This window comes from Actinomyces radicidentis (assembly GCF_001553565.1).
GTDB classification, from domain to species: Bacteria; Actinomycetota; Actinomycetes; order Actinomycetales; family Actinomycetaceae; genus Actinomyces; species Actinomyces radicidentis.
Window position 1 is genome coordinate 737,834 of record NZ_CP014228.1, and the last position, 23,945, is coordinate 761,778.

Here is a 23,945-nt window from a genome sequence, read left to right on the forward strand (position 1 = left end):
CGGGCCCCGACGGCCGGCAGACGGCCGGGAGGGCCGACGACGTCGGGCGGCCCCGTCGTCGTCGGCCCTCCCGGACCGGTGCGGCACGCGTCAGGAGACGCCGAGGATCGCCTTGATGGGCGTCAGGGTGAAGTAGACGACGAAGAGCGCGCAGGCGACCCACATGAGCGGGTGGATCCGCCTTCCCTCTCCGCGCGCGAGCTGCACGACCGTGTAGGCGATGAAGCCGGCGCCGATGCCGTTCGTGATCGAGTACGAGAAGGGCATCATGATGATCGTGACGAAGGCGGGCAGCGCGATCTCCGGACGCTTCCAGTCGATGTCCGTCACCTGCGTCATCATGAGGAATCCGACGATGACGAGGGCCGGGGTGGCGGCCTCGTAGGGCACCATCGAGACGACCGGCGCGAGGAACATGCTCAGCAGGAACAGCACGCCGGTGACCACGGAGGCCAGGCCGGTGCGGGCGCCCTCGCCGACGCCCGCGGCGGACTCGACGTAGGACGTGTTCGAGGAGACGCCGCCCATGCCGCCGGCGATGGCCGCGACGGAGTCGACGACCAGGATCTCGCGCGTCTTGGGCGGGTTGCCCTCGGAGTCGAGGAGGTCGCCCTCCGCACCGATGGCGACCATCGTGCCCATGGTGTCGAAGAAGTCGGCGAGCATGAGGGAGAAGACGAGCAGCACGAGGCTGACGACGCCGATCTTGTCCACGCTGCCCAGGAGGCTGAAGCGGCCCAGGGTCGCGAGCGACGGCATGTCGATCGGGGAGCCGGACAGGCTCGGGACGGACAGGGACCAGCCCGTGGGGTTGGTGTCGACGTCGAAGGCGCCGAGGTGGGCGACGGCCTCGATGACGGTCGCGAGGACGGTGGAGGCGATGATGCCGATGAGGATGGATCCCTTCACCTTGCGCACGTGCAGCACGATGATGAGGAAGAGCCCGAAGAGGAAGACGAGGACGGGCCAGCCCTGGAGGCTGCCGCCCAGGCCGAGCTCGAGCGGGGTGCCGCCGGCGCGGACGACCTTGGCGTCCACAAGGCCGATGAGGGCGATGAACAGGCCGATGCCGACGCTGATCGCGGTCTTGATCGACGGCGGGACCGCCTTGAAGACGGCCTCGCGGAAACCGGTGAGGACGAGGACCAGGATGATGATGCCCTCGATGACGACGAGGCCCATGGCGTCGGCGTAGGTGACGCCGTCGGTGCCGGCGATCGTGTACGCGACCATCGCGTTGACGCCGAGGCCAGCGGCCAGGGCCATGGGGTAGTTGGCGACGACGCCCATGAGGATCGTCATGAGGCCCGCGACGAAGGCGGTGCCGGCGGCGATCTGCTCGGTCGTGCCGAGCGGCGCGATGCCGTCGTGCGGGGTGGAGAGGATGAGCGGGTTCAGCACGAGGATGTAGGCCATCGTGAAGAAGGTGACGACGCCGCCGCGGACCTCGCGGCCGATCGTCGAGCCGCGCTCGGTGATGTGGAAGAAGCGGTCGAGGCCGGACGCGGGGGCGGCGGCCTGTCCCTGGGACGTGCGGGACGGGGAGGTTGTGCTCACGTGGAGCGATTGTCCCAGAGGGCGCGTTGCCGTCGCGTTGAGCCTCGTCACACGGGACGCCCCGGGAGAGGCCCGTCCGTGACAGGGTTGGGGCGATGAAGATCCTTCTCTCCGACACCAGCTACCTCGACCCCGAGCCGATCCGCGCCGCCGGCCACGACGTCGTCCTCTTCACCGAGTCGCAGCCCGTGCCCGAGGAGCACCGCGACGCCGAGGCCATGGTCCTGTGGGGCGGCGGCGGCTCCGGCTCCGCCGACGTCCTCAAGGCGATGCCCGGCTACCTCACGCGGCTGCGCTGGGTCCAGACGCTCGCCGCCGGCCCCGACAACGTCCTCGCGGCCGGCTTCCCCGACTCCGTGGCCATCACCTCGGGCCGCCACTTCCACGACCGGACCGTCGCCGAGCACGCCGCCGCCCTCGCCCTCGCCTGCGTCCGCTCCCTCCCCCGCGCGCTCGAGGCGCAGTCCGACCACGTCTGGGACTCCGAGCTCGGCGGCGCCCACCCCCTCGACGCCCCGGACCGCCTCACGACCCTCCTCAACGCCCGGGCCCTCGTGTGGGGCTTCGGGGCGATCGGCCAGCAGACCGCCTCCGTGCTCACCGCCCTCGGCGCGCAGGTCCGCGGCGTCGCCCGCAGCGCGGGGACGCGCGCCGGCTACGAGGTCATCGCCGTCGACGACGTCGAGTCCGCGCTCCCGGAGACCGACCTGCTCGTCATGATCCTGCCGTCGACGCCGGAGACCACCGGGGCCCTGTCCGCCGAGCGCCTCGCCCTGCTGCCGCGACGCAGCGTCGTCGTCAACGTGGGCCGCGGCGCGACCGTCGACCAGGACGCCCTCGAGGCGGCGCTGCGCTCCGGCGCCATCAGCGCCGCTGGCCTCGACGTCACCGCTCCGGAGCCGCTGCCGGCGGACTCGACGCTGTGGGACGCCCCGAACCTCGTCATCACCCCGCACAGCGCGGGCGGCCGGGCGGTCGGCGCGGTGGACCGGATCATCAAGAACGCGGCCCTCATCGAGGCGACGCCGGAGGGCGAGGTGCCCACCGGCCTCGAGGCGCTCGTGACGCGCTGACCCAGGAACCGGGCCGAGGCAGCCCCAGGGCCTCGGTGGCCCACCGTCCAGTAGGATTCCCCCCATGACCCACGACGACGTCCGGTCCTGTGACCACGCGCCGCACTCACTCCCAACAGCGCCCCCATCGTTCCTCTCAACCGTCGCGATCGGAGTCCTGGCCGCGACGGTCACGGCGCTGCGAGTGCGTCCCTCCACGTGGGACTCGCTCTACTCCGAGGACGGGTGGCTCTTCCTCGGGGGATGGGTCTCCCGAGGCGCCGGCTCGGTCCTCGCCCCGTACAGCGGTTACCTCCACCTCGTGCCACGCCTGGTCGCGGGCGCCGTCTACGCCGTCATCCCCGTCGACGACTGGGGGCGCGCCGTCACCGGCGGCGCCTGCCTCGTCGTCGGCCTCCTCAGCGCGATCCTGTGGCACGGCAGTGCGGGTCTCCTGCGCTCTCGCGCGCTCCACGTCGCCGTCGCACTGGTCCCCGCCCTCACCCCGGCCACGGGCGACCAGGTCCTCGGCAACCTCAACTGCCTCCACACCTACTGCCTGGTCACGATGGGCGTGTGGGTCTGCGCGCCCGCTGCCACGGGTCTCGTCCGACACCGAGCGCCACGCGTGTTGAGGGCCGCCGGTACGGCCGCGGTCTCCCTCACCCTCACCCTGACGGAGGTCCAGGTCATCCTCCTGGCCCCGTTGTTCGTCTGGCGCACCGTGCGGCACCGTCGGACGGGAGGGAGGGGCGTGGACCCGCTCACCGGCGGGTGGGCGCTGGGCTCGCTGGCTCAGGGGTGGGCGGCCGTATCCGGATCGCGCGCCCAAGCCTACGCAGGCAACCACTCCACCGTCCGGGACGTGCTGGATGGCGCTCTGCTCCACACGGTGCTCGCACCGGTGACGTCGTCGGACGACATCGCCCACCGCGTCGTCACGTCGATCGGCTGGGGCGGGCTCGCGCTGCTCCTCGGCGCGGAGGTGCTGGCGTGCAGCCTCAGCGCCCGCTCGAGGCGCGCACCCCGCGCCTCTTCCCTCGAGCGATGGGCACCCACCGCCTGGGTGGCGCTCGCGGCCGCCCTCTGGTGCGCCGGGTGCCTCGGCAACGGCGGCCTCCCAATGTCCCAGGACGATCAGCCGCTCCTGTGGCGCTGGGGGGCGGCCGGCGCGATGCTCGTCACGATCGCACTGCTCGTGGCAGTCGACCGGATCGGTTGGCTTCCGGTGCGCGTGGTCACGGTCCTCCTGGCCGTCGGCGTCGCAGCGGCGGGCTTCCAGGCACCACTGACCTACAGGACGGGAAGCCCGTCGTGGTCCGTCGCGATCGCCCAGGCCCGGGCCACGGGCTGCGACGAGACGACGGGGACGATCCGCGTCACCCAGTGGCCCACGAGACTCACCGTCCCCGTGAGCTGCGCCCTCCTGCACTGAGGTCGTACTAGCAGCACCGGAGCGGCCGAGGCACGCTGGTGCCCGAGAATCACCCGCGGGTGGGCAGGTGCGCCTCGAGCTCGGCGAGGGTCGTCGGGGCGTCGTGCGCTCCGGCGCCGTCGGCGTGGCCGCGGGAGGCGGCGAGCTCGGCGACGGCGTCGAGCGCGGAGGAGTGGCGCTGGTCGCCGTCCTCGACCGGGGCGGTGTGCTCGGCGTCCGGGTCCTCGCCGGTGCGGCTCTTGCGCGTGCGGCGTGAGCGGGTGGAGCGCTTGCCGTCGGCGGAGTCCGCAGCGGCCGCCGTGCCCTCGGTCTTGGCGCGCTTGCGCGACCCGCCGGCCTTCGCGGGCTTCTCGGGCGTCCCGGACTCCTCAGCGGGCTCTGCCGGGTCGGTGGCGGTGGCGGTGGCCGGAGCGTCCTCGGAGCCGGCGTGCTCGTCGGAGCCGGCGGCGGCGATGTCGGACGCCGCGGCGTCCTCAGCATCGACATCGGTCGCGTCCGCGGTGGTCCCCGTCGTCGAGGTCGCCTTGCGGTGCCCGAGGCGGCGGGCGCCGGTGGAGCGCGAGCGGGCGCGCGAGGACCGGGACTCCTCGTCGGATGCGGAGCCGTCCTCCGCCTGCGCGGCCTCCTCCTGCCTCCCGGACCGCTCAGCCTGCTCGGGCCGCTCGGTGCTCGCCCGGGACTCGTCGGCCGCCTCCGCCTGGGCGGCGGCCTCGGCCTGAGCCTCCTCGAGGCTCCGGCCCTCGCGGATGGAGGAGCCGTCGGTGCCGATCGGCTCCATGGCGGCCTCGTCGAGGCGCGACGGGGTGACGGGCCAGTCGGGTCCCTGGTCGGGCAGGTCCGTCTCGGAGTGGGCGCCGCAGCCGTGGTCGAGGGAGACGACGCGGCCGTCGTCGGCGGCCCACTCGTTGGCGCAGACGCCGAAGACGTTGCGGAGCGGCCCGGACATGGGGATGAAGAAGCCGCAGGTCGCGCAGGTGGCGTGGGCCTTGCGGACGCCGTCGGCCTCGGGGCCGTGGTCGCCGTCGTACCAGCGGTCGGCGGCGCGCTGGACGCCCTCGGGGCTGAGGACGCGGGCACGGCCGAAGTCGACGGCGTCGGTGCCGGCCGCGAGGAGGCCGTCCTCACCGGTCCGGTCGCCCTCGTGCTCACCGGTGGCCTCCCAGCCGGGCTCGAGGCGCTCGTCGGTCTCCCGCTTGGGAAGGCGGTCCCCGCGTCCGACGTCGCCGGGCTGGAGGCGGTCCGCCCACGGCACCCACGCGGGGGCCAGGAGCGCGTCCTCCCCGGGGAGGAGCTCCATCTCGCAGATGGTGGCGGTGCGCGAGCGCGGCGGGCGGGTCATGGTGACGGCCCAGCGCCAGCCGTGGTAGCCGGCGAGGTTGCACTCGAAGAGGTGGGTGACGAGGCGCTCGGCCTCGGCGCGGGAGCCGGCGTGGGCGCCGACGCTCAGCGGGTCGGTGATCTCGCCGAGGGCGGCGTGGGCCATCTCGACGGCGACCGGCGAGGTGAGGGTCTTGTCCTTGTTGGCGGCGGTCTGCTGCGCCTTGGCGGGCAGGGAACCGGGACGCTCGATGGTGGTGCGGGCGGCGGCGCTCACCGGGGCGGTCTCGCCCAGGGTCGCCTGCTCGGCCTCGGTCGACGTGGAAGTCGCTGCGTCAGTCACTCGGCCAGTCTACGGGCCGCGTCCAGGACGGCCCGTCCTCGTTCGGCGAGGGCGCAGCGCGGGCAGGCGACGCGCCGCCCCCTCAGAGCGCCTCGACGGAGACGATCCGGTGGACCGCGACCGTCAGCTCCGTCTCACGCACGACGTCGGCCAGACGCACCCGCCCCGGCTCGACGGCCAGCACCCGCACGCGGCGCTCCTGCACCTTGCCGTCCGGACCGGCCAGGCGGAGCCTGAGCCGCGTGCGGGAGGCCTGGGCCTGCCGCAGCAGCGCGAGGGCGTGGACCGGGTCCGTCACGGCGCCGGCCGGGGCGCCGGAGACCGCGCGCGCCTCCTCCCCCGCCCGCAGACGCCCCACGAGCGTCGCGAGCTCACGAGTGGTGGGCCGACGGCGTCGGACCGAGACCTCGCCGCCCGGGCCCGCCGGTTCCGGTGCCGGCGCACCACGACGCGCTCCCGGCACGCCGTCGGCTGCCACGAGGAGGCGCCCGGAGGCGTCCTCGAGGACCGGGGCGAGGCCGCCCGCGCGCAGCTCACGCAGGACCTGCCCCGCTGGCGCCGTCGCGAGGAGGACGCCGGGAGCGACCTCGTCGAGGCCGAGGTCCCGGAGGCGCTCGTCGGCGAGCAGCCCGGCCGCGGTCGCCGGGTCCGGGACTCGCAGCACGGAGGCGACCTCGCGGACCCGCACGGCCCCGTGACGCCGGGCGGCGTCGTCGACGAGGGAGGTGAGGGTGGCGGGCAGCGGCGTCGGGCTGAAGCGCCCGAGGGCCTCGAGGAGCTCCGGGCCGGACCATCCGGCGTCGAGCGCGCCGCGGACGGACTCCGGGGTCAGGCGGACGGTGAGGGCGCCGCCGCGGGACTCGACGACGCTCGCGCGCTCGAGAACGGTGGCGAGCTCGGACGAGGGACGGCCGGGGACGATCGCGGTGAGGTCCGACTGGACGAGGAGCATGTCGACCGGGGCGGGCAGGTCCGCGGCGAGGGCGTCCTCGAGGGCGGAGAGGAGCTCGGCCTCGGTGGCGGGGGCGACGCCATCGGAGCCCGCCGCGGGGCTCCCGGAGGCGCCGCGGGCCCCGCTCTCACCGCGCAGGGCGACGGCGAGGACACGGCCGCCGCTGGAGAGCGCCCCTCCGGCGGTGACGCCGAGGAGCTCGGCCTCCGCGAGGACGGCGGTCACCGCGCCCTCCGGGACGGGGCGGCGCAGGCGCGCGTGGGTGAGGGCGGCGCGCACGAACTCCGGGGTCACGGCCGTCCCCTCGGGCAGGGCGTCGAGGAGCAGCAGGACCCGACGGCGCAGGGCGGCGGCCCAGGAGGCCTCGACGTCGGCGCCGAGGACGGGCCGCAGGGAGCCGTCGTCGTTCCGGGTGCCGACGAGCCACGGAGTGCGGGCACTCACCGCCCAGCCGGCGGCCAGCGGCGCCCAGCGCTCGGGGAGCTCGGCGGCGCGCCAGGCGCGGGCGGTCGAGGCGGGCACCCAGGTGGCGCCGGCCTCGTCGAGCCCGAGGAGCCGGGACGCGGCGACCATCTCGATGAGGCTCGCCGCGACGGGCGCCTCGAGGTCGAGGGCGCCGGCCGTGCGGGCGAGGACGCGCACGCCCACCCCGCCGGTGCGCAGGATGGCGCCGCCCTCGCGGCCCCACTCGTCGAGGAGCGCGCCCGTGAGGCGGACGACCTCCTCGGCCAGGCGCGCCGCCTCCGCGGCGACAGCAGCCGGGTCGACGACGTCGAGACCGGAGGGGTCCGGGGCGGCGAGGGACTCGCGCAGGAGGCGGCCACCCCGGAGGGCCAGGCCGACCTCGCGGGGCAGGACGAGGCGGGTGCGGCCGGAGGCGTCCGAGTCGCGCTCGAGCCAGCCGCGCTCGAGGAGCTCGGCGGCGCCGGGGGCGCGGCCGCCCGCACGGACCGTGCCGACCGGCGGGCCCCAGGTGAGGACGCGGAGCATCGCGAGCGCGGGCTCGGAGAGGGGCGCGCTGTCCACGAGGGCGCCCAAGGGGGCGTCGGCGGGTGCGTGGGCCTGCGTGGTCCCGCGGTTCTCCAGCTCCTCGAGGCTCGGCGGGAGGCTCTGAGGCGCCCTCGTGGACACCGGCCCCAGTCCCAGCGGGTGCGGGCCGAGCGCGTCGTCCAGCCCGGCCACCGGCCCCGACTCGACGACCAGCGCGAGGGAGCGCAGGAGCCCGAGACGGCGGGCGACGTCATCGGCCGGCAGGGCCAGACCGGCGGCGAGCGCGTCGGTGTCCTGCTGGCCCAGCGCGATGACCGCCTCCGCGACGGCGAGGGTGACGGCGTCCAGGTCCGCGAGCGCCGCCTCCACGCTGGGGCGGGCGCCGGCGCGGGCCGCGAGCGCCGTGAACGAGCCCGACGGCGGGGCGGCGAGGTCCGGACGCGCGAGGAGGAGGGCTGCGACGTCCTGGTTGGACAGGGAGGTGAGGTGGGCGGCGAGCTCCTCGACGGAGGCGACCGCGGGCGCGTTCGGCGCGGCGGGGTCGGGGACGGCTGCGGTGTCCGAGGTCGAGGTGCTCATCCGGTCAAATCTACTGCGCGTGTCCAGGGCGGGGCCCGGAGCCCTCCGCCGCCGGTGAAGCCGTCGCCTCGGTCACGGCGCCGCACGCCGCCGCTTGGGATACTCCCGCCCATGTCCCCCTCCCCCGCGGTCCCCGACGGCCCGCTCATCGTCCAGAGCGACAAGACGGTCCTGCTCGAGGTGGCCCACGCCGACGCCGCCGACGCGCGCCGCGCCATCGCGCCCTTCGCTGAGCTCGAGCGCGCCCCGGAGCACATCCACACCTACCGGATCACGCCGCTGGCGCTGTGGAACGCCCGCGCCGCCGGCCTCGACGCCGAGACCGTCATCCACGTCCTCATCACCTACTCGCGCTTCCCGGTGCCGCACTCGCTGCTCACCGAGATCGCCGAGACCATGGGCCGCTACGGGCGTCTCCAGCTCGTCACCGTCCCCGCCCACGGCCTCGTCCTCCACGCCACCGACGTCCCCGTGCTCGAGGAGGTCATGCGCTCCAAGCGCACCAAGGGCCTGCTCGGTGAGCGCCTCTCCCCGGAGGACGTCGTCGTCCACCCCTCCGAGCGCGGCAACCTCAAGCAGGTCCTCATCAAGCTCGGCTGGCCCGCGGAGGACCTCGCCGGGTACGTCGACGGCGAGAAGCACCCCATCGTGCTCCAGGACTCCCCCGAGGGCGTCGCCGCGGGTGAGCCCGGCGCCTTCGCGCTGCGCCCCTACCAGGAGCAGGCCGTGGACGCGTTCTGGGCCGGCGGCTCCGGCGTCGTCGTCCTGCCCTGCGGGGCCGGGAAGACCCTCGTCGGCGCGGCCGCCATGGCGAGGAGCTCGACCACGACGCTCATCCTCGTCACCAACGCCGTCTCCGCACGCCAGTGGAAGGAGGAGCTCATCCGCTTCACCTCCCTGACGGAGGACGAGATCGGCGAGTACTCGGGCTCCCGCAAGGAGGTCCGGCCCGTCACCATCGCGACGTACCAGGTGCTCACCATGAAGCGGAAGGGCGTCTACCCGCACCTCGACCTGCTCGACGCCCACGACTGGGGCCTCATCGTCTACGACGAGGTCCACCTCCTGCCCGCCCCGATCTTCCGCATGACGGCGGACCTGCAGGCGCGTCGCCGGCTCGGGCTCACCGCCACCCTGGTGCGCGAGGACGGGCGCGAGGACGAGGTCTTCTCGCTCATCGGTCCCAAGCGCTACGACGCCCCGTGGAAGGACCTGGAGAACCAGGGCTGGATCGCGCCCGCGGTGTGCACGGAGGTGCGGCTGACGCTGGACGCCGGGGAGCGCATGACCTACGCGACCGCGGAGTCCGAGGACCGCTACCGCCTCGCCGCGACCACGCCTCGCAAGGTCGCGGTGGTGGACGCCGTGCTGGCGCGGCACCGGGGCGAGTCCGCGCTCGTCATCGGGCAGTACGTGGACCAGCTCGAGGAGCTCGCCGAGCACCTCGGCGCGCCCGTCATCACCGGTGCGACGACCGTCCGCGAGCGCCAGAAGCTCTACGACGCCTTCCGCGCCGGGGAGGTGGACACGCTCGTCGTCTCCAAGGTCGCGAACTTCTCCATCGACCTGCCGGGGGCGAGCGTCGCCGTGCAGGTGAGCGGGTCCTTCGGGTCCCGGCAGGAGGAGGCTCAGCGCCTCGGGCGGATCGTGCGCCCCAAGGAGGACGGCCGCCAGGCGCACTTCTACACGGTGGTCACGCGGGACACGGTGGACCAGGAGTTCGCGGCGCACCGGCAGCGCTTCCTGGCGGAGCAGGGCTACGCCTACGACGTCGTCGACGCCGAGGACCTCGCCGGGGACGGGGAGGACTCGCCCGCCGGGGCCTGACGTCCCCGCACGCGCACGCCCTCGCTTCCTCTCCGTCCCGCCCCATCGATCCGGCGGTTTTGGCCCGATCCGGCGTGAATTTCCCGCCGGATCGGGCCAAAACCGCCGGATCGCCGCAAGGGTGCGCGGCTCCACAGCCCTAGCCATGACGCCCTCCAGCAAGCCCATCACAGGGTGGCGCGCACCAGCCGGCAGCACAGCCCAGGCTGGCGTCATGGACCCCACCATCCCTCACCCGCCACGACTGCCCGAGCTCCGGCTGAGGGGCGCGCGCGACCGACGAGCGGCCGTCCCCGCGCCTGTCCCCGTCATGCCCGGCGTCTCCTACGTCCCCTCGCCGACGACGCCGCTCTGGCAGCAGCGCCGTGAGGCCAGCCTCGCCCGATGCGCCGGCGTCTGGAGCCGCAGCCGCTCGCGGCTCGCACTCGCCGGCACGTCCGCCGCACTCATCCACGGTCTCTGGGTCACCGAGGCGGAGCCCGACCTCCTTCTCCTCACAAGGACCGAGCCGAGCCGTGCCACGACCTGGCTGCCGGGCGTCACCTTCCGGGGCCCTCGGAGCGGTCATCCCGTCCCTGGCCGAACACGGGTCCGCCTCCGAAGGCGTCGACGTGCCGCCCACGAGTGCGACGTCACCGCCGTCGGGCCGTTGCTCGTCACGAGCCTCATGCAGACCGCAGTCGACTGCGCCTTCGAGCTCCCACCGCGCCGTTCCGTACCCATCGTGGACTCGGCGATGAGGGCGCTCGTCGTTCCCGAGCGCTTCCACGAGGAGGAGTCAGCGGCTAGGTGGGCACGACTGCGGGTCGAGCTCATCAACCGGGTCGAGGCCCAGGGCACTCGGCCGGGTGCCGTACGGGCTCGGGCCGTGACGTCGATCGCCTCGCCGTTCTCCGAGTCCGCCGGGGAGAGCGCGCTGCGATGGCAGGTGTACGCCCTCGGGCTACCGACGCCGTCCGTCCAGCTGCGTGTGAACGGGGAACGCACCTACTTCCTCGACGTCGCCATGCCCGGTCTCAAGGTCAACCTCGAGTACGACGGGCGTGGCAAGTACCTCTCCCCCGAGGCCGCATGGGCCGAGAAGATCCGTCAGGACGACCTGGCACGCCTCGGATGGCGGACCGGAAGGTTCACCGGACGCCACCTGGCGGATCCAGCGCTCATGGCTCAGGACATCCTGAGGCTCGTGCCCGCGCACGTGGCGGCCGCCGCACGCCCCGATCGCGCCCTCCGCTGAGTGCGACGAGCCGTCGATCCGGTGGTTTTGGCCCCAACCTGCGCGTAATTCCCGCCGGTTGGGGCCAAAACCGCCGGATCGCCGCGATGGAGCCGGTGCAAGGGACACCGGCGGAACCTGAAGCGCGCGGGGCGCCGTAGCGGGCGCGTCAGAGGGCGCCGCGTGCTCGGGACGCGCGGCGCGCGCGGGCGTTGCGCGCGAGCTGCCGCGCCAGCGCCCGGCCGAAGGCCTGGATGACCGGGTCGACACGCTCCGCCTCGGCGCGCGCGGCGGCGCCGGCCGCCAGCGCCTCGTCGGGCAGGACGCCCTCGGGGAGCGCCTCGGCGGTCTCCTCGTCCTGGACGAGGCCCATGCGGCGGGCGGCGTTGCGCGCCTGCCAGTACTCGATCCGCTCCGGGTTGGACTCGGGGTGGTGCTGGAGGGCGAGGAGCCGCCCGGCGCGCCAGGCCTGCACGGGCGCGCCCTCGGAGGAGGCCAGGAGGATCGCCTCCTCGGGCAGCCGGACGACGCCGTCGTCGTGGGAGACGATCGCGGGCAGGCGCGTGCCGTCCTGCGTGGAGATGCCCGCGCGGACCGCGGCACGGACCGCCTCGTCGACGAGCTCGCCGAAGACCGGGTCGTCGGCGGCGCCCTCGGTGAGGTGGAGGTCGACGATCCCGCCCTCGGAGCCGTGCGGCGAGGGGACGGCGGTGGCGCCGCCGAGGGCCTCCGCGGCGACCTGCGCGCCGAGGCAGATGGTCACGGCCGGCAGGCGCTCGTCGACGACACGACGCAGGAGGGCGCGCAGGTCCCCGAGCCAGGGGTGCTCGGCGTCGTCGTGGGCGCTCATGGCGCCGCCGAGGACGACGAGCCCGTCGCCGATCTCCTCGAAGGAGGGCACTGCCTCCCCGTTCCAGGGGCGGACGACGTCGAGGGTGACCCCCTCGGCGAAGAGCCACTCACCCAGGCGGCCCAGGGGCGCGAAGGCCTCGGGCTCGATGACGGTGATCACGGGGGCGTTCCCGCCGTGGCGGGTCACGTCGATCGTCTCGGTCATTGCCCCATTTGAGCGGGTGCGGACACGCCGGCGCAAACCTTGAGACAACCCTCACAGGCCACGCGCGGCCTCCACGACGGCGCCCGCGAGCGCCCGGCCGAAGGCCGTCGTGACGGGCTCGATGGCTCCGCGCCGTCCCGGGCGGCGCTCGCGCCCGGCCGCAGCGGCTCGGGGACTGCGTCGGTGGGCGTGCCGTAGGCGAGGGCGGGGTCGTCGAGGAGTCCGAGACGGCGCGCGGCACCGCGGGCGGCCCAGAAGGCGACGCGGTCGGGGTCGGCCTCGGGGTGGTGCTGGAGGGCGAGGAGACTGCCGGCGCGCCCGGCGTGGACGCGCACCTGGGCGGTGGAGGCGAGGAGACGGGCACCGGCGGGGAGCTCGGCGACGGCGTCGTCGTGGGACACGATGACGGGCAGGCGGGCACCGTCCGAGGCGGGGCCGGGTCCGAGCTCGCCGGAGGCGTCGGGAGCGGGCGACGCCGCGGTACTGTCCCCGCCCCGCGCGGAGAGCCCCTTGGCCGATCCACCGTCCAGCGCCCTCCTCGGCAGCGGGGCCCGCGCCTCGAGACCGGCTCGGAGAGCGGGGCCGACCAGCGGGTCCTCGTCGGCCGCGTCGTCCAGGAGCAGCTCGACGACCCCGTCCTCGGATCCCTCGGGCGAGGGCACGGCGGTGCGACCGCCGAGGGCCTCGGCGGCGACCTGCGCACCGAGGCACACCCCGAGGGCTGGCAGCTCCGCGTCGACGGCGTCGCTCAGGAGGGCGCGGACGCCCGACAGCCAGGAGTGCTCATCGTCGGAGTGGGCGGACATGACGCCGCCCATGAGGAGCATCGCGCCGCCGACCTCGCCGAGCGCGGGGACGGGGTCGCCGTCCCAGAGGCGGACCGTGCGGACCTGGGCGCCCGCCTCCTCGAGCCAGGTGCCGAGACGCCCGACCGGCGCGAGGCAGTCCGGCTCGATGATCGTGACGCGGGGGGCGGCGTCGGTCATGACGACATTGAGCCCGACCCGGTCGAGGCCGCGCAAGAGCGTGGCAGCGGCCGCCCACGGCGCGCCCGGGGCGAAACCGGTTGCCGTCCCGCTCGCCGCCCGGAACGATGGGGCGTGATGCGCCAGACACTCCGGCCCCTCGGGGGCGTCCTCGCCCGGCTCACGGCCTGCGGGCTGCTCGTGGGAGCCGTGCTCGTCGTGCCCGCCGCGGGAGCCGCGCCCCTCGCCGATGCCCAGCGCGCGGCCGACGTCACCGCGGACGCCCCGAGCGCCCTCACCCGAGCCACCCTCACCGCGGACGCGCCGTCGACCTCGATCACGAAGCACGTCACCGACGACGCCGGGATCCTCGACGCCTCCTCCGCGCAGTCCGCGGTCGACGCCGTCTCCTCCGACACCGGCGCCGCCCTCTGGGTCGTCACGATGAAGGACGACTCGCAGACGGCCGACGACTGGGCCGAGACCGCCTGGAGCAGCTCGGGCTTCGGAACGAACGACCTCCTCCTCGTCATCAACGCGGCGGACGGCTCGACCCGCTCCTACGCCTTCGACGGCTCCGCCGACGACTCGATCTGGTCCGACGACATGCTCAGCCGGGCCAGGGAGGACGTCTACCGGGCTCTCAGCGACGGGGACTACGACGGTGCCGTGACCGCGATCGCCGACGTGGCGAGCAGCGGATCGTCCGACTCGTCGGGCTCGGACTCGTCGGGCTCCGGCTCAGCCGCCCTGCCGATCGCCCTCGGCGCGGTGGCGATCGGCGGTGCTACCGCGATCTTCGCCGGCACGCGCAGGAGGAGGTCGGCCTCCTCCGACCAGGGAGGGAACGACGTGCTGTTCAACCGCAAGCGCGGGGACGAGGCCCCCCAGGGCTCCGCCCCCGCGCTCGAGGACCTCGAGAGCCAGGCGGGCGCCGCCCTCGTCACCGCCGACGACTCCGTGCGCGCCGCCGACGAGGAGCTCTCCTACGCCCAGGCGCAGTTCGGCCTGTCCGCCACGGACGCCTTCACCCAGACGCTCACCGCGGCCCGTGAGGACCTCGCCGCCTCCTTCGAGCTCAAGAAGCGCCTCGACGACGACGTCCCCGAGACGCCCGAGCAGCAGCGGCAGATGTACGGCGAGATCCTCGAGCGCTGCCAGCGCGCCGTCGCGGCGATCCAGGCGCAGGAGAAGGCCTTCACCGACCGTCGCGGCATCGAGGCGAACCTGCCGACCTCCATCGCGGAGACGAGGCAGCGCGCCGACGAGACCGAGCAGGCGATCCGCGCCGCTCAGACGCTCCTCGTCACCCTGCACGCGACCTACCCGGACTCGGCCCTCAGCTCCGTCTCCGGCGCGCCCAACCAGGCCGGTCGCCTCGTCGCCGCGGGCCGCACGGCCCTGGACCAGGCGCAGGCCTCGGTCGACGCCGGCCAGCAGGCCACCGCGGTGGAGCAGGTGCGCATCGCGCAGGGCTCGATCGCGCAGGCCGGTCAGCTCGCCGCGCAGGTGACGGGTGCCCGCGAGCGCCTCGCCTCGGCGAGCGCGGACCTGGAGGCGGCGATCGCCTCGATCTCCTCCGACCTCGTCGACGCCCAGCGCCTCTGTTCGCAGGTCCCCGCCGCGACGCTGAGCCCGCTCGTCGCCGACGCCGAGGCCGCCGTCGCCGAGGGTCGCGCCGCCTCCGGGCCGAGCGCCACCGGCGACCCGCTCGCGGCGCTGGACCACCTGGCTCGTGCGGAGGCGGCCATCGACGCCGCCCTCGCCCCGGCGCGCGAGCGCGAGGAGAACGACTCGCGCGCCCGCTCGTCGCTGGGCTCGCGCCTGTCGCGCCTCAACAGCCAGATCGACGCCGTCACCTCCTACATCACGACGCACCGCGGCGTCGTCGGCTCCTCGGCGCGGACGGCGCTGTCCGAGGCGACGCGCCACGCGACGGCGGCGACGTCGCTGCAGTCGACGGACCCGCAGGCGGCCCTGGCCGAGGTGGCGGCGGGCGAGCCCCTCGTCGCGCAGGCCCAGGCGCTCGCGGAGGCGGACGTCCGCGGCGGCGGCGGCAACGGCTTCGGAGGCGGCTCCTCCTCCGGCGGCGGCCTCGACCTCGGCTCGCTCATCCTGGGCGGGATCCTCCTGGGCGGCGGTCGCGGCGGCTACGGCGGCTGGGGCGGTCCGCACCACGACGACCCCTTCGGCGGCGGCTTCGGCGGCCCCGGCGGCGGCCCCTTCGGAGGCGGCGGCTTCGGGGGCGGGGGCTTCGGCGGCGGCGGCGGAGGCTTCGGCGGGGGCGGCGGGGGCTTCGGAGGCGGCGGCGGCCGCTTCTGACCCGCCCGGACCCGCCGGCGCTCCGCGGGCGGCGATACCGGGCGGCATCCCCTCGCCACCACGGCGCCCGCGTGCGAGCCTTGACGCGGACGCCCCGTCCAGGCACCGCCTCGCGGACGGACCGCATCAGCACGACAGCAGCACGACACACCTGCAGACCTCCCGGCTCCGCCGGGGACCAACGGAAGGGACCACACCCCATGGCTGAGAAGCAGTCGATCCTGGGCCGCATCGCCCAGCTCACCCGCGCCAACGTCAACGCCCTCCTCGACCGCGCTGAGGACCCGCAGAAGATGCTCGACCAGCTCGTGCGCGACTACACCTCCTCCATCGCCGAGGCCCGCGACGCCGTCGCCCAGACGATCGGCAACCTGCGTCTGGCGGAGAAGGACCACGACGCCGACGTCGCCGAGGCCAGGGACTGGGGCGCCAAGGCCCTCGCCGCCTCCCAGAAGGCCGACCAGCTGCGCGCCTCCGGCGACGCCGCGGGCGCCGACAAGTGGGACTCCCTGGCCAAGATCGCCATCACGAAGCAGATCAACGCGGAGAACGAGGCCAAGTCCGCGGAGCCGATGATCGAGTCGCAGCGCCAGGTCGTCGAGCAGCTCAAGACGGGCCTGACCCAGATGGAGGCCAAGCTCGACGAGCTCAAGTCCCGCCGCGACCAGCTCGTCGCCCGTCAGAAGAGCGCCGAGGCCCAGGTCAAGGTCCAGGGCGCGATCCGCTCCATCAACGTCATGGACCCGACGAGCGAGATCGCCCGCTACGAGGACCAGGTCCGCCGCGTCGAGGCGCAGGCCGCCGGTCAGGCCGAGCTCGCCGGCGACTCCCTGGAGTCCCAGTTCGCCGAGCTCGAGGCCTCCTCGACGCAGTCCGAGGCCGAGCTGCGCCTCGCCGCGCTCAAGTCCGGCACGGCGCCCGCCGCGCAGATCACCGACGGCGACGACGACGTCGACGCCGCCTTCGCGGCGCTCAAGGCTCAGGGCCAGGAGGAGCCCGTCGAGCAGGCCGACGACTCGGACACCTCCTCGTACTGAGCAACCCCACCCGGGCGCCCCGCGCCCCGAGGCACCGACGGCGCCTCCCCACACACGGGGAGGCGCCGTCGCGCGCAGGCTCCCGCGCGCCCGGCCGCTAGCATGAGCGCATGAGCGCACCCACGTACCTCCTCGTCGACGGCGAGAACATCGACGCGACCCTGGGCATGAGCGTCCTCGGCCGTCGCCCCGAGCCCGAGGAGCGTCCCCGCTGGGACCGCGTCCTGTCCTTCTGCGACCGCCTCTCCGACGACCAGGCCGGCGGCCAGGGAGACGACACGACCGCCCTGTTCTTCCTCAACGCGACCAGCGGCCACATGCCGATGGGCTTCGTCCAGGCGCTCCTCGCCATGGACTACCGCCCCGTCCCGCTGGCCGGCTCCGGGAACCCGGAGGAGAAGGTCGTCGACATCGGTATCCAGCGCACCCTGGACGCCATCGCCGAGCGCGCCGAGTCCGGGGAGAGCGCGCAGGTGCTCCTCGGCTCCCACGACGGCGACTACATCCCGCAGGTGGAGCGCCTCCTCGACGCCGGCGCTTCCGTCGGCGTCCTCGGCTTCCGCGAGTTCCTCAACGCGCGCCTGGCTGGCCTGGAGTCCAAGGGCCTGCGCCTGCACGACCTCGAGACCGACGTCGACGCCTTCACCGTGGCGCTGCCGCGCGTCCGGATCATCCCGCTGGCCGACTTCGACCCGCTCAAGTTCATCTGAGCCCACGCCCTCGATCCGGCGGTCCTGGCCCCGACCGGTGCGTTCCTCGCACCGCCTGGGCCGGAACCGCCGGATTGCGTCTCAAGCCCCCATCTACCACTCAGGGAACGTCCAGGCTCGGCGGGCACCATACGCGCCATGGATCGTTCCCAGGACTCCCGCACCGAGGCCCATCTCCTCGTCGTCGACGACGAGCCGAACATCAGGGACCTGCTCGCCTCGTCCCTGCGCTTCGCGGGCTTCGAGGTCTCCACCGCCGCGGACGGCAACGCCGCCCTGCACGCCGCGGAGAACGACGACCCCGACCTCATCGTCCTCGACGTCATGCTCCCCGACATGGACGGATTCACCGTCGCCCGCCGCCTGCGCGAGCGCGACGTCACCACCCCGATCCTCTTCCTCACCGCCCGCGACGACATGGCCGACAAGGTCCAGGGGCTCACGGTCGGCGGCGACGACTACGTCACCAAGCCCTTCGGCCTCGAGGAGGTCGTCGCCCGCATCCGCGCGATCCTGCGCCGCACCCACGCCGTCGAGGGCGAGGACGACGGCGTCGTCCGCGTCGCCGACCTGGTCCTGGACGAGGACGCCCACGAGGTCCACCGCGCCGGCGTCGAGGTCGAGCTCTCCCCGACCGAGTTCAAGCTCCTGCGCTACCTCATGCTCAACGCGGGCCGCGTCGTCTCCAAGGCCCAGATCCTCGACCACGTCTGGGAGTACGACTGGAACGGCGACGCAGCCATCGTCGAGTCCTACATCTCCTACCTGCGCCGCAAGGTCGACCAGATCGAGGGGCGCGACGGCGAGACCGTCGTCCCGCTCATCCAGACGCGGCGCGGCGTCGGCTACATGCTGCGCGAGCCCAAGGGCGAGTGACCGTGAGGCAGGGCCCCGGGGCCCCGACCCGGTCGGCGCGCTCCGGCCGGGCGACCACCGCGCACGCCGACGGCCGCGCGCACCCGTGGAGCCCCCGCCCCAAGCAGCTCCGCCCCGTCAAGAAGGGCCGCTTCCACCCCGTCACCGACGCCCGCCGCTCCTGGCACTCCCTGCCGCTGCGCAGCCGTCTCGCCCTCATCACCACCGGTCTGCTCACCCTGGGGCTGCTCGTCGCCTCGCTCGCCGTCACCTCGCTGCTCGCCTCGCACCTGCAGGGGCAGATCGACGGCCAGCTGCGCACCACCTCCGCGACCATCGCCAACCAGGGCCTCGCCCAGCTGCAGACCGGCCGGACCTCCGGCATGCCCTCGACGTACTTCGTCGAGGTCCAGACCATCGACGGCGACGTGCAGCAGATGATCTCCGACGGCACCGCCGCGGACTACGGCACGCCGGACCTGGGCACGCTCTCCCTCAAGGAGGCGATCGCCGACCGCAACGACCAGACGCTGTTCACGGTCAGCTCCGACCAGCTCGGCCACGAGTGGCGCGTCACCGTCCTGCCGTACACGACGACGTCGTCCTCCGGCTCGACGAAGACCTGGGGCGGCGTCGTCGCCGTCGCCCTGCCGCTGACCGACATGCAGGAGACGGTCGAGCGCACGCGCCTCGTCGTGGCCCTCTCCGACGTCGTCGTCATCCTCCTCGGGGCGGCCGCCGCGACCTACCTCGTGCGCCGCTCGTTCCGGCCGCTGCGCCAGATCGAGGGCGTCGCCGGGCAGATCGCCTCGGGTGACCTCTCCGCCCGCGTCCCCGTCTCCGAGCCGCCGACGACGGAGGTCGGTTCCCTCCAACGCGCGCTCAACACGATGCTCACCCAGAACGAGTGGGCCTTCTCCGTGCAGGTCGTCGCGCAGGAGCGCATGACGCGCTTCGTCTCCGACGCCTCCCACGAGCTGCGCACGCCGCTGGCCGCCATCCGCGGCTACGGCGAGCTGTACCGCATGGGCGGCGTCCCGGCGGAGCGCCAGAGCGAGGTCATGGGCCGCATCGAGGACGAGGCCTCCCGGATGGGGCGCCTCGTCGAGGACCTCCTCCAGCTCGCGCGCATGGACGAGGGCCGCCAGATGGCCTCGGCCCCGGTCGACCTCACCAAGGCCGCCTCGGGCGCCCTGGCGGACATGGCCGTGCTCGCCCCGGAGCGCGACTGCGCCCTCGTCCCCCTGCAGACGGGCTACGCGCCCGCCCCCGCGGACGCCGAGCCGGGCCCGCTCGTCGTCATCGGCGACCGCGACCGCCTCTCCCAGGTCCTCACCAACCTGCTCGGCAACGTCACGCGGCACACGCCCGAGGGCTCGCCCGTCGAGATCGCCGTCGGCGCGCTCGGCCCCGAGGTCGTCACGACCCTCACGCCGCTGAGGACGGCGCCGGCGGGCACGGCGGTTGTCGAGGTGCGCGACCACGGTCCGGGCGTGCCCGAGGCGGACGCGCAGAAGGTCTTCCAGCGCTTCTACCGCTCGGACTCCTCGCGCAACCGGGAGACCGGAGGATCGGGCCTCGGCCTGGCGATCGTCGCCCAGATCATCGAGCGGCACGGCGGCACGGTCCGGATGCTGCAGACGCCGGGCGGCGGTGCGACGGTGCGCATCGAGCTCCCGCTCGCACCTGCACCCGTTCAGGAGGCTCCGCCGGCGGTCTGAGGCCCCTGACTCGCGTCCAGGCCTCCCCGAGCCACGGATCGGCTACGCGATCGGATTGTCAGCATTTCGTGGTGGTTCCGACACAGCAGCCCTTCGACTTGGGCCCTGGAGCGGCCCTACGATTGCGGGCGTCCCGCACCCGATCCCGGAGGCTTTGCATGGGCGTCATCGACGCACCGCAGTGGCTGCTCCCCGCCTACGTCCGCTCCGTCAAGTCCCTCGGCGCCACCGCGCCGGTGGAGGACCTCCGCGCGGCCGGCGAACGCCTCATCGAGATGTGGGGAAGCCCGGACCGGCGCTTCCACAACCTGCGCCACGCCATCGACATGCTCGCCCGCGTGGACGAGCTCGCCGACGAGTCCCACAACCCGGACATCATGCGGCTGGCGGTCTGGTACCACGGCTGCATCTTCTCCTCCTCCTCCGAGGAGATCTACCGCCGAAACGGCGGTGAGGACGAGGTGGCGTCGGCCGCCTACGCCGCCGAGGACCTCCATGGGCTCGGCGTGCCGGACAAGGTCGTCGACCGCGTCTGCGCGCTCATCCTCAACCTCAAGCGTCACAACCTGGCGCCGAACGACATCGACGCCCTCGCCCTCAACGACGCGGACCTGGGCACCCTGGCCGTCGAGCCGCAGCAGTACAAGAAGTACCGCGAGCAGGTGCGCGCCGAGTACGCGCACATCCCCGCGGAGGACTACCTGCGCGCCCGGCTCACCATCATCGGCAAGCTCCTCGGTCGCGAGACGCTCTTCTCCTCGCCGCTCGGCGCCCGCTGGGAGCTCCCGGCCCGTGAGAACCTCGAGGCGGAGAAGCGCCGCGTCGAGGCCGAGCTGGAGAAGCTCCCGCACGACCCGAACGCCCCGACAACGGCGGCCGACGTCGTCGCCAAGCACCTCGACGCCCGGATCGCCGAGGCCTCCGCGGAGGGCGAGAAGCAGGCCGCGCGTCGTGCCGTCGCCGCCTCGGCGACGCTCGGCGGTCTCGAGGCCGCCGACGCCCCGGAGGCCGCCGAGCCGCGCCCGGCGACCCGTCCGGCGCCGGTCATCACACCCACGGCCGCCGCGCGTAAGACCTCCGTCGCCTCTCCGGCCACGCCCGCCACCGGAGTCTCCTCCGTCGGTCCGCAGGCCCGTCCGGAGCCGAAGGACGAGTCCGCCGGCCACACGACGACGATGGAGTCCTGCATCGAGGACCTCGACCGGCTCCTGTCCTCCCCGCGCGCCGTCGACGCCGTCGCCGCGACCGAGGGCGGGCTCGACCGCGCGTCCCTCGCCCAGGCCGAGCGTGACAAGATGTGCGAGCGCCTGCGCGCCAAGGCCGAGGAGGCGAAGGTGCTCCGCGAGGCGCGCACCGGCGAGTTCTCGCCCATCTCGGCCGAGGTCATCGACGACGGCCAGGGCGGGGCCTGAGCCACCGGCCTCGCCGATCAGCAGCCGCGGAGCCGCTCCCGAACGGGGGCGGCTCCGTCGCGTTCAGGGCCGGCAGCGCCGCGCGCGAGCACGGTCGGGCGCGGGGACGCCGTCGGGCGGCGCGTGCGCCGGTGGGCGCGGGGACATCGCCGTGTCCGACGTCCGGAGTCCGGCGAGGCTCCACAGGACGGCCCGCTGCACCCCTCTCCCCCAGACCGGTGACGAGCCCCGGAGGCGGCCGACGCCCGGTCCCTAGCGTGGTGCGTGCCGCGGGCGCCCGCTCGCGCAGCACGCAGGGGTCCTCGCCGACCCCCTCACGGAAAGGCCCACCATGCCCGTCTTCGCCGTCGACACCCAGGCCGTCGCCGACACCGCCGCCCGGACCCGCACCCGCATCACGACGATCCAGACCGAGGTCGACGCCATGAACGGCGACGTCGCCCTCCTCCAGTCCTCGTGGAGCGGCGGCGCCTCGGACTCCATGGGCACGGCCGCCGCGGACTGGCACCTCACCCAGGCCCAGGTCCAGGCGAGCCTCGACCTGCTCAGTCAGGCCCTCGACCAGGCCGCCGTCTCCTACGACGACGCCGAGGCCGCCAACGCAGGCCGCTTCGGCGCCCGCTGAGCCCCGCCCCACCCGTACAGCTCACCGACGCCGAACTCGTGTCTTTCGCTCCGAGACCCACAGCCCTACCGTGGGTCTCGACGTGAAGGGTACGAGTTCGGCGTCAGGGCGCGGCGAACGGATCACACACAGCGCGAGGCGCCCCGGTCGCCTCCCGCTCACGACGACGGCGGGCCGCCCTCCGTGTGGAGGACGGCCCGCCGTCGTGCGATCGGGGCTCCGGGCCGGTCACCGGCGCCCGCGGGGCTCACCGCGGGCCGGTCGGCGGCCCGTCACCGGGCGACCGGTGGGATCAGTACATCCCGCCCATGTCGTCACCGGCCGGGGCGGCCGGGGCCGGGGGCTCCGGCTTGTCGGCGACGACGGCCTCGGTGGTGAGGAACAGGCCCGCGATGGACGCGGCGTTCTGGAGGGCGGAGCGGGTGACCTTGACCGGGTCGGCGATGCCGGCGCCGAGCAGGTTGACGTACTCGCCGGTCGCGGCGTTGAGGCCCTCGCCGACGGGCAGGTTGCGGACGCGGTCCACGACGACGCCGCCCTCGAGGCCGGCGTTGGTCGAGATCTGCTTGAGCGGGGCCTCGACGGCCAGCTTGACGATCTGGGCGCCCGTCGCCTCGTCGCCCTCGAGCTCGAGGGTGTCGAGGACCTCGGCGGCCTGGATGAGGGCGACGCCACCACCGGCGACGATGCCCTCCTCGACGGCGGCCTTGGCGTTGCGGACGGCGTCCTCGATACGGTGCTTGCGCTCCTTGAGCTCCACCTCGGTGGCGGCACCGGACTTGAGGACGGCGACGCCGCCGGCGAGCTTGGCGAGGCGCTCGGAGAGCTTCTCCTTGTCGTACTCGGAGTCGGAGTTCTCGATCTCGCCGCGGATCTGGGCGACGCGGGCGTCGATGGCGTCCTTCTCGCCGGCGCCCTCGACGATGGTGGTCTCGTCCTTGGTGACGACGACCTTGCGGGCCTGGCCCAGGTCCTCGAGGGTGGCGTTCTCGAGCTTGAGACCAACGGTCTCGGAGATGACGGTGCCGCCGGTGAGGATGGCCATGTCCTGCAGCATCGCCTTGCGGCGGTCGCCGAAGCCCGGGGCCTTGACGGCGACGGACTTGAAGGTGCCGCGGATGCGGTTGACGACGAGGGTGGCGAGGGCCTCGGCCTCGACGTCCTCGGCGATGATGGCGAGCGGCTTGCCGGACTGCATGACCTTCTCGAGGAGGGGCAGCAGGTCCTTGACGTTCGAGATCTTGGACTCGACGAGCAGGACGTAGGCGTCCTCGAGGACGGCCTCCTGGCGGTCCGCGTCGGTGACGAAGTAGGGGGAGATGAAGCCCTTGTCGAAGCGCATGCCCTCGGTGACCTCGAGCTCGAGGCCGAAGGTGTTGGACTCCTCGACGGTGATGACGCCGTCGTGGCCGACCTTCTCGAGGGCCTCGGCGATGAACTCGCCGATCTGCGGGTCGCCGGCGGAGATGGACGCGGTGGCGGCGATCTCCTCCTGGGTCTCGACCTCCTTGGCGTCGGCGAGGAGGCGCTCGACGACCTTGGCGACGGCCTTGTCGATGCCGCGGCGGACGGCGATCGGGTTGGCGCCGGCGGCCACGTTGCGCAGGCCCTCGCGGACGAGCGCCTGGGCGAGGACGGTCGCGGTGGTGGTGCCGTCACCGGCGACGTCGTCCGTCTTCTTGGCGACCTCCTTGACGAGCTCGGCGCCGATCTTCTCGTAGGGCTCCTCGAGCTCGATCTCCTTGGCGATGGTGACGCCGTCGTTGGTGATCGTGGGGGCGCCCCACTTCTTGTCGAGGACGACGTTGCGGCCCTTGGGGCCGAGGGTGACCTTGACGGTGTCGGCGAGGGTGTTGAGGCCCCGCTCCATACCGCGGCGGGCCTCCTCGTCGAAGGCGATGATCTTGGACATTGGGTTCCTCCACTGGAGTGGTGGGGCCTGCCAGCGCCCGCGACGGACGGTCCTCGCGCCC

The 23,945-nt window shown here is 74.1% G+C and carries 17 protein-coding genes; 11 read left to right on the plus strand and 6 right to left on the minus strand.

Features of this window, described 5'->3' with window-relative positions; all coding sequences use genetic code 11:
* Window positions 1–90: 90 nt before the first annotated feature.
* The gene (locus AXF14_RS03155) at window positions 91–1,557 is read right to left on the minus strand and encodes an NCS2 family permease (protein ID WP_067940789.1); all 1,467 of its coding nucleotides are present in this window, start codon (window positions 1,555–1,557) and stop codon (window positions 91–93) included.
* 95 nt (window positions 1,558–1,652) lie between these two features.
* Between AXF14_RS03155 and AXF14_RS03160 the strand changes: the two genes are divergently transcribed.
* The gene (locus AXF14_RS03160; RefSeq protein WP_067940790.1) at window positions 1,653–2,630 is read left to right on the plus strand and encodes an NAD(P)-dependent oxidoreductase; all 978 of its coding nucleotides are present in this window, start codon (window positions 1,653–1,655) and stop codon (window positions 2,628–2,630) included.
* Between the two features lie 64 nt (window positions 2,631–2,694).
* Window positions 2,695–4,044 carry a hypothetical protein gene (locus tag AXF14_RS03165; RefSeq protein ID WP_067940791.1) on the plus strand — a complete coding sequence of 450 codons (1,350 nt, stop codon included), beginning with the start codon at window positions 2,695–2,697 and terminating at the stop codon, window positions 4,042–4,044.
* Window positions 4,045–4,093: 49 nt separating this feature from the next.
* Here the strand turns inward: AXF14_RS03165 and AXF14_RS03170 are convergent, their stop codons facing one another.
* Window positions 4,094–5,704 (minus strand): DUF3027 domain-containing protein, encoded by a 1,611-nt coding sequence (locus tag AXF14_RS03170; protein WP_236755912.1) that lies wholly within the window; start codon window positions 5,702–5,704, stop codon window positions 4,094–4,096.
* Between the two features lie 82 nt (window positions 5,705–5,786).
* Window positions 5,787–8,225: a helicase-associated domain-containing protein gene (locus AXF14_RS03175; protein WP_067940792.1), complete on the minus strand. Its 2,439-nt coding sequence runs from the start codon at window positions 8,223–8,225 to the stop codon at window positions 5,787–5,789.
* 111 nt (window positions 8,226–8,336) lie between these two features.
* Between AXF14_RS03175 and AXF14_RS03180 the strand changes: the two genes are divergently transcribed.
* Window positions 8,337–10,052: a DNA repair helicase XPB gene (locus AXF14_RS03180; protein ID WP_067940793.1), complete on the plus strand. Its 1,716-nt coding sequence runs from the start codon at window positions 8,337–8,339 to the stop codon at window positions 10,050–10,052.
* A 214-nt stretch (window positions 10,053–10,266) separates the two neighbouring features.
* Window positions 10,267–11,289 (plus strand): hypothetical protein, encoded by a 1,023-nt coding sequence (locus AXF14_RS03185; RefSeq protein ID WP_150118406.1) that lies wholly within the window; start codon window positions 10,267–10,269, stop codon window positions 11,287–11,289.
* A 148-nt stretch (window positions 11,290–11,437) separates the two neighbouring features.
* On the opposite strand, the gene AXF14_RS03190 is transcribed toward AXF14_RS03185, so the two are convergent.
* Both AXF14_RS03190 and AXF14_RS03195 read right to left on the minus strand, forming a co-directional pair.
* Window positions 11,438–12,325: a type 1 glutamine amidotransferase gene (locus tag AXF14_RS03190; protein ID WP_067940795.1), complete on the minus strand. Its 888-nt coding sequence runs from the start codon at window positions 12,323–12,325 to the stop codon at window positions 11,438–11,440.
* Window positions 12,322–13,311, minus strand: a complete 990-nt coding sequence (locus tag AXF14_RS03195; protein ID WP_150118407.1) for a type 1 glutamine amidotransferase — start codon at window positions 13,309–13,311, stop codon at window positions 12,322–12,324. The genes AXF14_RS03190 and AXF14_RS03195 overlap by 4 nt, the downstream gene beginning before the upstream one ends.
* 117 nt (window positions 13,312–13,428) lie before the next feature.
* On the opposite strand from AXF14_RS03195, the gene AXF14_RS03200 reads away from it, so the two are divergent.
* From AXF14_RS03200 to AXF14_RS03230, 7 genes are all read left to right on the plus strand, one after another.
* Window positions 13,429–15,612 carry a TPM domain-containing protein gene (locus tag AXF14_RS03200; protein ID WP_084355611.1) on the plus strand — a complete coding sequence of 728 codons (2,184 nt, stop codon included), beginning with the start codon at window positions 13,429–13,431 and terminating at the stop codon, window positions 15,610–15,612.
* Window positions 15,613–15,812: 200 nt separating this feature from the next.
* Window positions 15,813–16,649, plus strand: coding sequence for a PspA/IM30 family protein (locus tag AXF14_RS03205; RefSeq protein ID WP_084355315.1), 837 nt, complete (start codon window positions 15,813–15,815; stop codon window positions 16,647–16,649).
* Between the two features lie 110 nt (window positions 16,650–16,759).
* Complete coding sequence (locus AXF14_RS03210) at window positions 16,760–17,359, plus strand: NYN domain-containing protein (RefSeq protein ID WP_067940797.1); 600 nt, start codon at window positions 16,760–16,762, stop codon at window positions 17,357–17,359.
* A 138-nt stretch (window positions 17,360–17,497) separates the two neighbouring features.
* Window positions 17,498–18,235, plus strand: coding sequence for a response regulator transcription factor (locus tag AXF14_RS03215; RefSeq protein ID WP_067940798.1), 738 nt, complete (start codon window positions 17,498–17,500; stop codon window positions 18,233–18,235).
* 170 nt (window positions 18,236–18,405) lie between these two features.
* Entirely contained in the window at window positions 18,406–19,935 is a 1,530-nt protein-coding gene (locus AXF14_RS03220; protein WP_067943961.1) for a sensor histidine kinase, read from the plus strand.
* Window positions 19,936–20,093: 158 nt separating this feature from the next.
* Complete coding sequence (locus tag AXF14_RS03225; RefSeq protein ID WP_067940799.1) at window positions 20,094–21,347, plus strand: HD domain-containing protein; 1,254 nt, start codon at window positions 20,094–20,096, stop codon at window positions 21,345–21,347.
* Between the two features lie 331 nt (window positions 21,348–21,678).
* The gene (locus tag AXF14_RS03230; RefSeq protein ID WP_067940800.1) at window positions 21,679–21,972 is read left to right on the plus strand and encodes a WXG100 family type VII secretion target; all 294 of its coding nucleotides are present in this window, start codon (window positions 21,679–21,681) and stop codon (window positions 21,970–21,972) included.
* 292 nt (window positions 21,973–22,264) lie between these two features.
* Here AXF14_RS03230 and groL read toward each other — a convergent pair whose 3' ends face one another.
* Complete coding sequence (groL, locus tag AXF14_RS03235) at window positions 22,265–23,884, minus strand: chaperonin GroEL (protein WP_067940801.1); 1,620 nt, start codon at window positions 23,882–23,884, stop codon at window positions 22,265–22,267.
* Between the last annotated feature and the right edge of the window lie 61 nt (window positions 23,885–23,945).